This is a genomic window from Blautia sp. 1033sp1_1033st1_G9_1033SCRN_220408 (genome assembly GCF_040929965.1).
Lineage (GTDB): Bacteria > Bacillota > Clostridia > Lachnospirales > Lachnospiraceae > Blautia_A > Blautia_A ammoniilytica.
In genome coordinates this window covers 22,041-36,073 of record NZ_JBFKZO010000019.1, presented here as the reverse complement: position 1 = coordinate 36,073, position 14,033 = coordinate 22,041, and the positions used below count along the sequence as shown (strand labels likewise).

Here is a 14,033-nt window from a genome sequence, read left to right as displayed (position 1 = left end):
AAGAGGTCATTATGGGCAAGATCAACCAGGTCAGGAAGCTGACAGATAATGCATATTTGAATCTTTACAATGTAAAAGCAACCAGTATCCATAATACACCTGTGGATTATTTTGTGGCATCCAGGGCAAAGTCTGAAAAGGAAATGAAGCTTTCCACAGGTGAGAATCCTCCGGATGGAGTGATCATTTACAGCCTTTATGGGGAGAAAAAGGACAAGGTTGTACTGATCCGGCAGTATCGGTATCCCATCGGTACCTATGCTTATGAATTTCCGGCCGGGCTGGTGGAAAAGGGCGAAGACTACCATGACAGTGCAGTTCGTGAGCTTTATGAAGAGACAGGTCTGACCCTTACGCCTTTGAAAGTAGATGAGGCATATCAGAAGCCTTATTTTACTTCAGTAGGGATGTCAGATGAATCCTGTGCTGCTGTATACGGATATGCCAGCGGCACAGTGAGCACAGATGCCCAGGAGGCTTCAGAGGAGATCCAGGTGGTGCTTGCGGATCGGGAAGAAGTAAAAAGAATCCTCCGGGAAGAAAGGGTATCCATCATGTGTGCGTATATGCTGATGCATTTTTTGAAGGATGAGAAGCCCTTTGACTTCCTGGAGGTTTTAAAATAAAGCCGAGGCATTCTTGAATTTAAAGTCATTCACTTACTTTTGTGCAGGCACAGGAGGGTGAATGACTTTTCTGCATTGTGATCATTAATATTCTGCATAGTCGTCGATTACATTATCGCCGGAAGCAGCAGGATCTGCAGACGCGTCACCAGATGCGTCGCCAGATGTATCACCAGATGTATCGCCGGAGGTATCCGGAGTGCTGATATCACCGGAGGTATCTACGCCGCCGGAAGGATCATCAGCAGGAGGTGTATCCTCAGAGGTATCATCTCCTGTTACAGTATCGTCGATCACTTCATCAGAAGCACCATCCGGATTGGAGGTATCCGGTTCATCGGATGGTGTGTCAGGGGTATAAGTATTATCTGTGGAAGTATCCTCACCTGAGGGATTGTCCTGATAATTGCTTTCCTGGTTATAGATCGGGAAATCCGATCCAGAGGATGCGCTGCCAGTGGCAGCTTCAGCCTCGGCAGCTGTTGCCGGGGCTTCTTTTAATGTAGTGGTGGCAGTGGGGATCCGGATGCTCTGGGGAACTACCACGTAGATCAGAAGCATAACACCGCAGAACAGTGCTGCACTAACTGCTATCTTTATCTCATCTGTATGTCGTCTCATGGAAACACTCCTTTTTTACAGGCTTCAGAAGGAAATCCATATCTGAAAGGTTTTCTTATGCCGGATACTTAAAATATGCTTCCGGCGGTGTCTGTTTTATTTCTGGATTATATCATAAACAAAACGAAATTTGTAGTGTGCAGATGCATAAAAACACCTTTGAATCCCTTTTTGAAAATACTTTCTTGTATTATAAGTATAAGTGTTTTTCTACATTACAAATACTTTCCTACATTAAAATATAAAAATTTTCCTGCAATGCAGTAAAAAAGTGCTTTTCATACGTACAGAATCGTGCTAAAATGAAAAATAAATTTTATCTCAGTCGAGAAGACTCCCACCTCTTTCATGTGGTGAGTAACAGCAAGTTCGTCTCAGTGGGAGTCCAATCTCCGACTGAGATAAACGCTCCGCGAGGATGCGCAGTGATTCTGTAAAGAATATGTCAGCTTACGCTGACCAGAATCACGCGCCAAGTCTCGCGGCTGCTCGACTTGAAGATTTGGTGTCAAAACACCAAAATATGGAAAAGAAAGAGGAGTTATTATGACACAGGCAACCATTTGTATTTTGATCACGATTTTTCTGTATCTACTGGGGATGCTGGCCATTGGATTTCACTGTGCCAAGAAGACATCTTCCACATCCGACTTCTTCCTTGGAGGAAGAAAGCTGGGACCTTTTGTAACGGCCATGAGTGCAGAAGCCTCAGATATGTCCAGTTATCTGGTAATGGGACTTCCTGGACTGGCATACCTGTCTGGTGTGGCTGATGTAGGATGGACTATTATCGGTCTGGCAGCAGGTACCTATCTGGCATGGTTACTGGTAGCAAGAAGGATCCGCAGATATTCCCAGATCACCGGCTCCATTACACTTCCTCAGTTTTTTTCAAACAGATTCCATGATAAGAGAAGTATTCTGGCAGCTATTGCAGCAGTGGTGATCATTGTCTTTTTTGTACCATATACAGCAGCAGGCTTTGCCGGCTGTGGCAAACTTTTCTCATCTTTGTTTGGCATGGATTATATGACCGCAATGGTGATCTCTGCTCTTGTGATCGTAGGATATACAGCTACCGGCGGTTTTCTGGCAGCATCCATCACAGACCTGATCCAGAGTATCATTATGACAGTGGCTATTATGACAGTCCTTATTTTTGCCACTGTACAGGCAGGCGGCATTGGCGCAGTGCTTGACAATGCCAAATCCCTTCCAGGGTATCTTTCCTTTGGAAGCACATATCTTGAAGAGACTGGAACCAGTGAACCATATACGCTTTTACATATTATTACTACTGTTTCCTGGGGACTGGGATATTTCGGAATGCCTCATTTCCTGCTTCGCTTCATGGCCATTGAGGATGAGAAAAAGCTGAAGCTTTCCAGAAAGGTTGCTTCCGTATGGGTTTCCATTTCCATGGCATTGGTTGTTGTGATCGGTATTGCAGGCCGTGCATTAAGTGGCAAAGGTATTCTTGATACACTTCACGGAGCAGATACAGAGACCATCATTGTCAGGATTTCTGACCTGTTATCCGGCTATGGGATTATCCCGGCTCTGCTTGCCGGACTGATCCTTTCCGGTATTCTGGCAAGTACCATGTCCACAGCAGATTCCCAGCTTCTGGCAGCATCCTCCAGTGTTTCCCAGAACCTGCTTCAGGAAGCTTTTCATCTGAAGCTGTCCCAGAAGGCAAGTATGATCGCTGCAAGGACAACCGTTATTGTGATCGCAGTTCTTGGTCTGTTTCTTGCAAAGAATCCGGACAGCTCTGTATTCGGTATTGTATCCTTTGCCTGGGCAGGCTTTGGTGCAGCCTTTGGCCCGGTAGTGATGTGTGCCCTGTTCTGGAAGCGTGCAACCTTCCCTGGAGCAGTGGCAGGTATGATTTCCGGGGGAGTTATGGTTTTTGTATGGAAGTACCTGATCCGGCCAATGGGTGGCGTTTGGGGGATTTATGAGCTGCTTCCCGCATTTCTGGTTGGAACATTGATGATCGTGGTAGTCAGTCTTCTTACAAAGAAACCATCTGCTGAGATTGAAGCAGAGTTTGAGCTTGCAAAGAAAAAGACTGACCTGTAAGAAAGTGAAAACATGCAGTAACAGATTTTAAAGAGTTTGAAGTGGTAAAAAAAGGGTATCGCTTAATCATCTGATGGGATGATTTGGCGATACCTTTTCTATTTTAGGAAAAATGTACGGATGCCCTTTGAAATCCCGCGGATCATTCTCTGCTGATAAGCAGCCGTCTGCATCAGACGGTCTTCTGCAGGATTTGACATATATCCAAGCTCGATCAGGGTAGTGGGAACCTTGCTCCAGTTATTACCGGTCATGGTGTCCGTTTCCCATACCTTTTCTTTAAAGCAGCCTGTACTCTTCACATAGGCATTAAGAACAGCCTCTGAAAGAGTATAGCTGCTTTTTATTTGCTTTGAGGTAAGATAAGGATTGGCAGCTGTTACGCACACAGTACGGGCGCCTGCTGCCTGCTGGGAGGTGAAGCTGTTTGCATGGATCCGGATATAGGCATCTGCTTTTTTGCCATTGGCAATGGCAGCCCGCTGCCTGCAGCTTTTGGCTGTCTTATGGTCAGTTCTGGTAAGGAAGACCTTGCAGCCCTGTTTCTTTAGAAGAACGGACAGCTTTTGGGCTACTGTCAGGGTCAGCTGGTACTCAGGTACACCAGTGGCTATACCCTGTGTGCCAGGATTATCCCTGGCTTTTTGCTCTAGGGAGCCTGGACCTAAAGGCTCGGTTCCCTGTGCAGTCACACCGGAATGCCCTGGATCCAGTACAACTACAGGAGTCCAGATCCCGTGGGCATCGATCTTACGTCCCTGGACAGTCACATTTGTACGCATTTTTCCGGTCTGTCGTCCGAAATAACGATAGTGTCCACGGATGTATTGCCAGCCTGTAAGCATCCTTCCGCTGGAATCAAAGGCATAATAAGCATTCCTGATCCGGCGAAGGCCTTTTTGTTTTTTGCCGTTTTGATAATAATATTTCCCTGTGCGGTTTGCTTTCCAGCCTGTAAAACCGGCTGCCTGGACCTGCATGGCCCCGGGAAGTACGGAAGTATTGCCTGGGACATCAGGGCTTAGGAAAAGGGACAGCACAAGCAGCAGGATAAATAGCGGGGAAGATTTTCTTGCTGGTTTCATAAGGAAAAGCGCACATTTCGGAAGTGGCTGTGCAGTGTGCCATCTGTGCCTTGTGGATCTTGTTCCGGATCAAAATAGTATGCAGGATTTTGAAATATATCGTTGATTGCAATGATGGCAGCGCCATAAACCATAGAGTCCTGCTTATAAGAGCTTAACCGGATGGAGGTGGTTTCCATTGTCTGGGGAACTACTCTTTTCTGTACATTGGAGATTACCCGTTCCAGCATCAGGGTGGGGTTCACATGAGCCATCTCATCTCCGATCACGATGGCTCTAGGGTTAAAGCTGTTGATCACATTAATAATGCCAATAGACAGGTAATCACACATTTCCATATAAAGCTTTACTGCGGTGGGATCTTTTTTCCTTACCAGCAGAACAGCATCTGAGAAAGTAAGCTCATCTTTTTTGCCAAAGGCCTCATTCAGCTTTTTTACAAAGGTAATGGAAGAGCAATAGCCTTCCAGACAGCCGTAATTCCCACAGGAACATCTGGGGCCGTGGATATCAATGGTGGTATGTCCGATCTCGCCGGCAGCACCGGTAGACCCTGTCAGGAGGGCACCGTTGTTCACGATTCCGGCACCAATACCCTGGGCAAAAGCAACATATACCAGCACATCAGTATTATTCGTCTCTTTGCTGTACCAGAACTGAGCCAGCGCAGCTGCATTGGCATGCTCTTCAATGATCACCGGAATCTTGTAATGCTCCATAAATTCATCCTTCAGCGGAATGTCTGCCCATCCTTCCACTTCGGTAACAACAGAAATCCGGCCTTTCACACGGTTGTAAGGGCCGGGGATGGCAAGCCCTAGTGCAAGGATCTTTTTATCTGGAAATTGCTTGATCATTTTGTCCATTGCATGGAACACCATGTCCATGATCTCCCTGGCATTTTGCCCGTGCTTAATACTGGTTCTGCGGATCATAACGGCTTCACCGTACAGATTGAAAAGCCCTACAGAGAAATTCTGTCTGGCGATCCGGATCCCGGCTACCGCAAGATCCTCTGTGTTCAGGGAGATGGCAATGGAGCGGCGCCCCTTCACGCCGGTGAGCAATCCTACTTCCTTTACAAGATTCCAGTTCATAAAGTCATTGATAATATGTGTAACTGTTGCCTGTTTTAGACCAGAATGTTCTGCCAATGTGGTTCTGGCACATACTTTTTCACGTCGCAGAAGATTCAGCAAAAGGCTGCGGTTCAGATTCTGGATATTTCCCTGGTTCAGGCCTCGCATGGTTTCTTTCATCAGTCATACCTCTCAGAACATTTTATAGGATGAACACTGTAATCTGGATTTTGGTGTTCTCACACTCAAGTCATAATGGGTGAATACAATGTTCAGATGAATAACAACCTTAAATAAAACGATTATTTCAATTTATTACTTAATTCAATTGTATTATATAGCAAAAAAAAGCCATATGCAAGACAAAAACAGTCAGACTATCACTTGACAGATATAAAATAACAGCCACAATATTACCTGGCAGACAAAAAACAGCCGGACCATCAAAGGAGATGATCCGGCAGGAAAAAACGATTATGGAAATTTATGCGAAATATACATTCACATCATGCTCTTTAAAATACTCAATGTACTGGGAAGGCGCATTCCCATTGGTGATCACATTGGGAATACTGTCCAGGCTGCACAAATGGGTAAATGCCCGTTTGTTGAATTTGGATTCATTAAGCAGCATGTAAATATCTTTCACATTCTGAAGGAGATAATTATACAGTGGAAGCTGTGCCCGGTTGGTGATGGAGTAACCGTATTCCAGGTCAGCACCGTCAATAGTGAAAAACAGCTTGTCAAAATACAGCTTCCGAAGATTCTGTATGATGGATTCGTCCAGGGTTTCAATATGGTTGCTTCCAAGATGGATATTGCCTCCAAGGAGAAAAACACCGATATCATGATTGGAAGCAAGCTCCAGCGCACCGGTAATGTTAGTGGTAACAACTGTGATCCCCTTCTTGTCACTTTTGTTCAGGTGACGGCAGAGAAGAGAACCTGTAAAACCGGCTCCTACAAAAAGGATATCGCCGGAATGGATAAGGTCAATGGACTTCTGGGCAATAGCATTCTTGCACTCGAACTGGTCATCTGCCATTTTGATGGAGGAGAAAACCTGGAAATAATTGGATTCGTCCTTTTCGGGGGCAGCAGACTGCTCCGGCTTCTGTGCGCCGCCATGTGTACGCGTAAGAAGACCCTTCTCCTCAAGTTGTGCAAGGTCCCTTCTGGTGGTGGCAAGGGAAGCACCTGTAAGATCGCAAAGTGTCTGCGTGGATGCAGTATGGTTCTGGTCAAGATAATCCAATATTAATTTCTTACGTTCCGTAGCTAGCATAAACATCTCCATTATATATCCCGTCAGGAAAGGGATTTTTCTATTTTTACCAGCCTGCTTGTGCCAAGCCTGGAAGCACCAAGGGAAATAAATTTCTCTGCATCATCAAAAGAGGAGATGCCTCCGGCAGCTTTGATCTTAACATCTGGTCCAACATATTTAGCAAAGAGTGCAATGTCGTCAAAGGTAGCGCCGCCAGTTGAGAACCCGGTGGAGGTCTTGATATAATCTGCCTTTGCCTGAGTGACGATCTCACACATTTTGATCTTTTCTTCTTCATTTAACAGACAGGTTTCAATAATTACTTTCAATATTTTATTATCACATACTTCTTTTAGTTTTTCAATTTCATTTTGCACATAAGCGTAATTTTTAGCCTTTAATGCGCCAATATTGATCACCATATCCAGCTCGGATGCACCATTTGCAATGGCATCCTTGGCTTCATAGATCTTAGCTTCTGTGGTGTGGTTGCCGTTTGGGAAGCCGATCACTGTACAGATAGGAAGCTTGCCCTGTACATACTCTGCTGCTGCAGCAACATAACAGGGGGGGATACATACGGAAGCTGTGCCGTAACGAAGCCCATCGTCGCAGATCTGACGGATCTCCTCCCAGGTGGCTGTCTGTGCCAGTAATGTGTGGTCTACCATTTTTAATACTTCGCTGTGTGTCATGTAATACTCCTTTCCTTTACATAGAAATCATCTTAATTAATTATACGGATTGCATTGCGCTTTGCAATCTCATTACGATCATTATAAACCATGATGAGCGATTCGTCAATTAAAAATGAGCGAAAATGAGCGATAATATATAATATATAAAAAGAATGAACAAAAAACCAAAAATATATTGATATTTCACAGGCTTTATGTTAATATCTAAAAAGAAAAAGTGATAAAACAATCAAAAACAATCAAAATGAAGCAACCAAGACAGAAAGGGGGATATATATGAGTTTTGACAAAGTGCAGGCAGATCGTCTGGCAGTCAAAATCAGAAAGAATATTTTAAGGGCTATTGCATCTGAAGGGAAGGGCCATATAGGTGGATCACTTTCCATTGCAGACACTTTTGCAGTCCTTTATAGCGGAGTGGCGAAGGTGGATCCGGCAGATCCGGGGAAAGCAGACCGGGATTTTGTAGTTATGTCAAAAGGACATTGCGGACCGGCTATGTATGCGGTACTGGCTGCCAAAGGCTTTTTTCCGGAAGAGGCTTTGGATACATTGAACAAAGGAAATACCATTCTTCCAAGCCATACAGACCGGCTGAAAACTCCTGGGGTGGATATTTCCACAGGCTCCCTTGGGCAGGGGGCATCCCTGGCAGCAGGTGCAGCACTGGCAGACAAGCTTGATGGGAAAACTTCTTATATATATATGATTTTGGGAGATGGAGAGCTGGATGAGGGCCAGGTGTGGGAGTCTGCATTATTTGCAGCACATCATAAGCTGGATCATCTGATCACTTTTGTAGATGTGAATGGCAAACAGCTGGATGGACCTACAGACCAGGTGTGCTGTCTTGGCAGTATTGAGGATAAGTTCAGAGCCTTTGGTTATCATGTGGTTTCTGTTCAGAATGGAAATGACACCGGACAGATCTATCAGGCGATCCAGGAAGCAAAAGCAGTGAAGGACAAACCTTCCGTGATTCTTTTACATACAGTGAAGGGAGCCGGAATCCGTTATTATGAGGAGATGGCGAACTGCCATTCCACAGAAGTGAAGAAAGAAAATCTGCCGGACTTCTATCAGGAGCTTGACAGAAGGCTGAAAGAAAAGGAGGAGGCGTAACTGTGGAGGAACTGAGAAAGGTTTTTTATAAGACAATGGCAGAAATGATGGATGAAAATCCCCAGGTGGTATACCTGGATGCGGATCTGGCCGGAGCCATGGGAACAGCCGGACTGTTTCAGGAGTTTCCACAGCAGGCCTTTGATATGGGGATCATGGAAGCCAATATGATCGGTGTAGCTGCCGGGATGTCCATAAAAGGGAAGATCCCATTTGTACACAGCTTTGGACCTTTTGCTTCCCGAAGATGTGCAGACCAGACCTTTTTATCAGGTTGCTACAATAAGGCGAATCTGAAGATCATAGGTTCAGACCCTGGGATCACCGCAGAAACCAACGGTGGTACCCATATGCCCTTTGAGGATGTGGGAATCTACCGATCTTTTCCCGGGATGACCATTATGGATATTGACGAGCCTTATCTTCTCCAGGAGATCCTGAAGAAAATGGCAAATACCTATGGTGTGATGTATCTGCGCTTCCCAAGAAAAGGAAAGACCGTTTACTATTCCGGCACAGAAGAATTTCAGATTGGCAAAGGAAATATTGTAAGGGATGGTACAGATGCTACAGTGATCGCCTGCGGCATTGAAGTTGGTTATGCACTGGAAGCAGCAGAGAATTTGGCAAAAGAAAATATCCAGGTGCGTGTGGTAGATATGTTTACCATCAAACCTTTGGATCAGGAGCTGGTGATCCGCTGCGCCAGGGAAACAGGGGCGATCCTGACTGCTGAGAATCATAATATTTATGGCGGACTTGGCAGTGCAGTAGCAGAGGTGCTGGCAGAGAACTGTCATGCAGCTTTTGGCAGAGTGGGAGTACCGGATACCTTTGGTGAGGTTGGAAATAAAAAGTTCCTGGCAGATAAGTTTGGGATTTCAGCAGAATACATAGAAAAGGCAGTTAGAGAACTGATTTTGAAAAAGAAGAAAGGCCTGGGAGACTGACACATGAGAAATGCTTTGTATATACAATCCGGAGGACCTACGGCAGTGATCAACTGTTCTGCCGCCGGTGTGATCCGGGAATGCCAGGAACTTCTGGAAAAAGGCGACAAGCTGTATGCAAGCCTGCATGGAATTGATGGCCTGCTTCATGACCATTTGTATGACTGTACAGATATGGATGAAATGCAGCTTTTGCGTCTGCGTAATACACCGTCCATGGCTTTTGGCTCCTGCAGATATACAGTGCGGGAGGATACGGAAGAGGATTATGACCGGATTCTTGCAACTCTGAAAAAATATCAGATCTATTACATTTTTATTAATGGCGGCAATGGCTCTGTAGCAGCAGGCCACCGTTTGTGTGAGCACCTGAAAAAGGCTGGTTATCCATGTTGTTTGATGGTGATCCCTAAGACAGTGGATAACGATATTGCCATTGTGGATCATGCACCTGGTTTTCCATCAGCTGCCCGTCATACTGTGATCACCATATCAGAACTGGTTCATGATATGTATACCTACGATACAGATCTGATCATGGCAGTGGAAGTGATGGGTCGTAATACAGGATATCTGGCTGCAGCTGCAGCCGCAGCCGGGAAAACTGGATGGGGACCGGATCTGATCTATGTACCGGAAGTGGTTTTTGACCCGGAACAGTTTGTAAATGATGTGGCCCAGGTTATACAGAAAAAAGGCAAATGCTTTGCAGTAGTGGCAGAAGGAGTCAAGACAGCAGACGTCAGATATCTTTTTGAGGATACAACTGTTAATAAAGCAGATGATCCGTCCAAAAATATGGGAGGAATCACCCCTTACCTGAATCATCTTCTGCGGAAACATTTTACCTGCAAGATCCGCTGCATTGACCTGGGATTGATGCAAAGGTGTGGCGCACATGATGCTTCTGAGATTGACAAAACAGAGGCACAGCAGCTTGGAAGCGAAGCTGTGAAGCGTGCTTTTGCCGGAGAAAGCGGGAAAATGGTTACACTTACCAGGATCAGCAGCAGCCCATACAGGACCGAGATACAGACACTGGATCTGGAACAGGTGGCTGATGTGGAAAGAGTGATGGATCTGTCCTACCTGGAGGGTAACCGCCATCAGATCAAAGAAGCTTATATGGATTATATCCTTCCGCTGATCGGTGATTTGCCAGAGTACGTGGAGCTGGATGGAATCAGCCATTAAGACAGGGACAGAAACTGAATATAGACAGAATCAGGACAGCCTGGATGAGCAGGTCTGTCTGAAGTATATGACCAAAACAAGGAGGAAACAGTAATGTACACTTATCAGGAACTGGGGCTTGTAAATACGAAAGAGATGTTTGCAAAGGCATACCGTGAAGGCTATGCAGTCCCGGCTTTGAATTTTGTAACCATTGAACAGCTGAATGGCATGATCGATGCAGTGATCGAGAAGAAATCTCCTGTGATCCTGCTGGTATCACCTAATCTTCACCGTCAGCTGGGACATGAAATGACTGCAAGGCTTGCCCAGGTAGCAACAGACCGGATCAAAGAAGCCGGATTACAGATTCCGGTAGCCCTTCATCTGGATCATGGCATGACCTATGAACAGTGCGTGATGGCCATTGAAGGAGGCTTTTCATCCGTTATGATCGATGGAAGCAACCTGCCTTTTGAGGAGAATATCGCACTGACCAAAAAGGTGGTGGAATATGCCCACGCACATGGTGTTACAGTAGAGGCAGAGCTTGGCATATTAAAAGGAAAGGAGGAGGATGGAACCGAAGGTACAGATGAAAGTATGTATACGGATCCGGAAATGGCAGTAGATTTTATCCGCCGTTCCGGCTGCGACAGTCTGGCAATCTCCATAGGAACCTGCCATGGATTGGTGAAAATGGTTCCCAATGAAGACGGAACCCTGCCGGAACTGCGCTATGATATCCTTCAGTATATTTCTGACAAGGAACCTGGCTTCCCCATCGTGCTTCATGGATGCTCCAATATTTCCCAGAAATATGTGGATATGATCAATGAGCATGGAGGACATATTGAAAAGACAGTGGGTATCCCTGATGATCAGGTACGCAAGGCGTCCAAGCTTGCTGTGTGCAAGGTTAATATTGCTACAGACGGATGGATTTGTGGGCTGGCAAATACCAGACGTATCCTGGATGAAGAACCGGGAGCGATTGACAGCCGTGCGTTTACTTTGAAGATCCGCCCGCTGATGAAGGAACTGTATCTCCATAAGATCGATATTATGGGAAGTGCAGACCGGGCATAACTTTTAGGACAGGTGTGAAGTATGAAGGATATGGATGAAAAGTTTTTTCTTTGTGTGGAAATTGGAGGCACCAATCTGCGGTATGGAGTGGTGACAAAGGACTATACATTGAAGCAGTTTGACAAGATTCCTTCCAAAGGACTGTCAGATGCCAGAGATAAGGGGGAATATTTAAAGCAGCTGCTGGATCCGGTGCTGGAAGAGAACGGGGGAGTTTCAAACTTTATGTGCATTTCCCTTTCTCTTGCTTCCCTGATGAACCGGGACCGGACCATATGCTACAATTCCCCAAATATCCAGGGCTTTGATAATCTTCCGCTGAAAGCAATTCTGGAAAACCTGTGGGGACTTCCGGTGATTATGGAGCGGGATGTGAATACCTCTCTTTTGTATGATTTGTGGAAGAACCATATGGGGCAGGAAGGGATCGTGATCGGCGTGTACATTGGCACTGGCCTTGGAAACGCCATGAGCATTGATGGAAAGGTATACAAAGGCTATACCGGCTCATCCTGTGAGCTGGGACATATTCCTGTGGACGGTCTTGAAAAGATGTGCGGCTGCGGGAAAAAAGGATGCATTGAATTGCGTGCCTGTGGGAAAGTACTGGCAGAGATTGCCAGAGAGCATTATAAGTGTCAGGTTTCTGACATCTTTGTAAAGTACGGGGATCAGCCGGATGTGCTGGATGTGGTGCGTATGTGCGCCCTTGCCACAGCTACAGAGGTAACGATCCTGGATCCTGTGTGTGTTGTGCTTGGCGGCGGGGTGACACAGATGCCCGGCTTCCCTATGGAGTACTTTATCCGGAATGTAAAAGAAAACCTGCGAACACCGGAGCCAAGGGCTTCCCTTAGGATCGTCCCTGCGTCACCAGATGCAGAAGCAGGGGTGATCGGAGCAGCTCTCAATGCATACACTGCACTACAGTAACAGTTTTTTTGTTGAATGTGAATAAATTCAAATATAATTAATTGTAACATTCGACAAAATGACCAAATGAATTTAAAAGTTTGTTGACATTATTAATTAAATGAATTAAGATATAAACATCAAAGGCAACGACATACAAGATGCCGTAGCAAAAATAAGGAGGGTATTTTTTATGAGCAAGAAGGTATTGGCAACAATGTTAGCAGCAACAATGTTAATGGGAGCTACTGCTTCTACAGTATCAGCAGCAGGCTTCACAGCTCCGGAAGGTGTTGATCCATCCGAGTATCATCTGGCAATCTGCATCCATTCCATGGATAATGAGTATTGGGCACAGGAAGCTAAGGGAGCTCAGCTGGCAGCAGAGTATTACGGAGTTGAGGCAGATATCCTTACCTGCGACAGCGATGACAACAAGCAGATCCAGGGAATCAAGGACTATATTGCACAGTATGGCGACAAGGCAATCTTCGTAGTTGACCCTTCTTCTACAGCAAACACAGTAAATATTGCTGAGACATGTGAAGATGCAGGCGTTTATGTATCTATCCTTGCACACAGGGCTGAGGGCCTTTATCCGGCAGATTATCCTCACTTTGTAGCATCTCTGATGCTGGATGATATGGCAATCGGTAAAGCTACCGCATCTGCACTGTTCGAGGCTATCGGTGGTGAAGGCCAGGTTGCAGAGCTTCAGGGACTTCTTGGTGATGACTCCGCTACCAACAGACATGCAGCATTTGAGGAAGCATTAAAAGATTATCCGGACATCGAAGTAGTTGACAGCCAGACAGCAAGCTGGAGCCAGTCAGACGCTATGGCACTTGTAGAGAACTGGATCGTTAATTATCCGGATCTGAAAGGTATCTTCTCCGCAAACGATACAATGGCACTTGGTGCTGTTGAAGCTCTTAAGAACGCTGGAAAGAACGGCGAGATCAAAGTTAGCGGATGTGACGGTATCGAAGCAGCTCTTAACGCAGTTAAAGACGGTGACCTTGTTATCACAAATGCAAACGATGGATATTGCATCGCTGGTTATGGCGCATCTTACGCAATCCAGGCAGCTCTTGGCAGCCTTGACGTAGAGGGTATGGATCCTGCAGAACGTCTGATCTTCTGCAAGACTACACTTGTAACAGCTGACAACGCAGATGACATTATCTCCAAATTCATCGAGACTCAGGATCCTGGATATGATTATTCAGACCTTAGCTTCTGCATCGACAAATATCAGGAAGATGGTGCAGCAGCAGACGAAGCAGCAGAATAAATAATCAAGCTGCCCGGGAGAGTTCCGGC

Annotated in this window: 13 protein-coding genes; 8 read left to right on the top strand and 5 right to left on the bottom strand. The window is 45.7% G+C overall.

What is annotated here, in order from left to right:
- Positions 1-11: 11 nt before the first annotated feature.
- The gene (locus AB5916_RS13045) at positions 12-626 is read left to right on the top strand and encodes an NUDIX hydrolase (RefSeq protein ID WP_158422410.1); all 615 of its coding nucleotides are present in this window, start codon (positions 12-14) and stop codon (positions 624-626) included.
- A gap of 84 nt (positions 627-710) precedes the next feature.
- On the opposite strand, the gene AB5916_RS13040 is transcribed toward AB5916_RS13045, so the two are convergent.
- A complete protein-coding gene (locus tag AB5916_RS13040; RefSeq protein ID WP_368191319.1) occupies positions 711-1,247 on the bottom strand; it encodes a hypothetical protein in 537 nt (178 codons plus the stop codon).
- A 546-nt stretch (positions 1,248-1,793) separates the two neighbouring features.
- On the opposite strand from AB5916_RS13040, the gene AB5916_RS13035 reads away from it, so the two are divergent.
- The gene (locus tag AB5916_RS13035; RefSeq protein ID WP_368191318.1) at positions 1,794-3,332 is read left to right on the top strand and encodes a sodium/proline symporter; all 1,539 of its coding nucleotides are present in this window, start codon (positions 1,794-1,796) and stop codon (positions 3,330-3,332) included.
- Positions 3,333-3,430: 98 nt separating this feature from the next.
- On the opposite strand, the gene AB5916_RS13030 is transcribed toward AB5916_RS13035, so the two are convergent.
- The 4 genes from AB5916_RS13030 to deoC form a co-directional block, all read right to left on the bottom strand.
- Positions 3,431-4,417, bottom strand: coding sequence for an N-acetylmuramoyl-L-alanine amidase (locus AB5916_RS13030; RefSeq protein WP_368191316.1), 987 nt, complete (start codon positions 4,415-4,417; stop codon positions 3,431-3,433).
- Positions 4,414-5,676 (bottom strand): ROK family protein, encoded by a 1,263-nt coding sequence (locus tag AB5916_RS13025; RefSeq protein ID WP_368191314.1) that lies wholly within the window; start codon positions 5,674-5,676, stop codon positions 4,414-4,416. Before AB5916_RS13025 ends, AB5916_RS13030 begins: the two co-directional genes overlap by 4 nt.
- Positions 5,677-5,980: 304 nt before the next feature.
- Positions 5,981-6,784 carry a DeoR/GlpR family DNA-binding transcription regulator gene (locus tag AB5916_RS13020; protein ID WP_368191313.1) on the bottom strand — a complete coding sequence of 268 codons (804 nt, stop codon included), beginning with the start codon at positions 6,782-6,784 and terminating at the stop codon, positions 5,981-5,983.
- Between the two features lie 23 nt (positions 6,785-6,807).
- Positions 6,808-7,461, bottom strand: a complete 654-nt coding sequence (gene deoC / locus AB5916_RS13015; protein ID WP_368191311.1) for a deoxyribose-phosphate aldolase — start codon at positions 7,459-7,461, stop codon at positions 6,808-6,810.
- A 279-nt stretch (positions 7,462-7,740) separates the two neighbouring features.
- On the opposite strand from deoC, the gene AB5916_RS13010 reads away from it, so the two are divergent.
- From AB5916_RS13010 to AB5916_RS12985, 6 genes are all read left to right on the top strand, one after another.
- Positions 7,741-8,586: a transketolase gene (locus AB5916_RS13010; RefSeq protein WP_158422403.1), complete on the top strand. Its 846-nt coding sequence runs from the start codon at positions 7,741-7,743 to the stop codon at positions 8,584-8,586.
- Between the two features lie 2 nt (positions 8,587-8,588).
- Positions 8,589-9,536 (top strand): transketolase family protein, encoded by a 948-nt coding sequence (locus tag AB5916_RS13005; protein ID WP_262583078.1) that lies wholly within the window; start codon positions 8,589-8,591, stop codon positions 9,534-9,536.
- A 3-nt stretch (positions 9,537-9,539) separates the two neighbouring features.
- The gene (locus tag AB5916_RS13000) at positions 9,540-10,730 is read left to right on the top strand and encodes a diphosphate--fructose-6-phosphate 1-phosphotransferase (protein ID WP_368191310.1); all 1,191 of its coding nucleotides are present in this window, start codon (positions 9,540-9,542) and stop codon (positions 10,728-10,730) included.
- Positions 10,731-10,823: 93 nt separating this feature from the next.
- A complete protein-coding gene (locus AB5916_RS12995; RefSeq protein ID WP_368191309.1) occupies positions 10,824-11,798 on the top strand; it encodes a ketose-bisphosphate aldolase in 975 nt (324 codons plus the stop codon).
- Positions 11,799-11,819: 21 nt separating this feature from the next.
- Positions 11,820-12,731, top strand: coding sequence for an allose kinase (gene alsK, locus AB5916_RS12990; protein WP_368191308.1), 912 nt, complete (start codon positions 11,820-11,822; stop codon positions 12,729-12,731).
- A 172-nt stretch (positions 12,732-12,903) separates the two neighbouring features.
- Positions 12,904-14,004, top strand: a complete 1,101-nt coding sequence (locus AB5916_RS12985; RefSeq protein WP_173727833.1) for a sugar ABC transporter substrate-binding protein — start codon at positions 12,904-12,906, stop codon at positions 14,002-14,004.
- Positions 14,005-14,033: the final 29 nt, after the last annotated feature.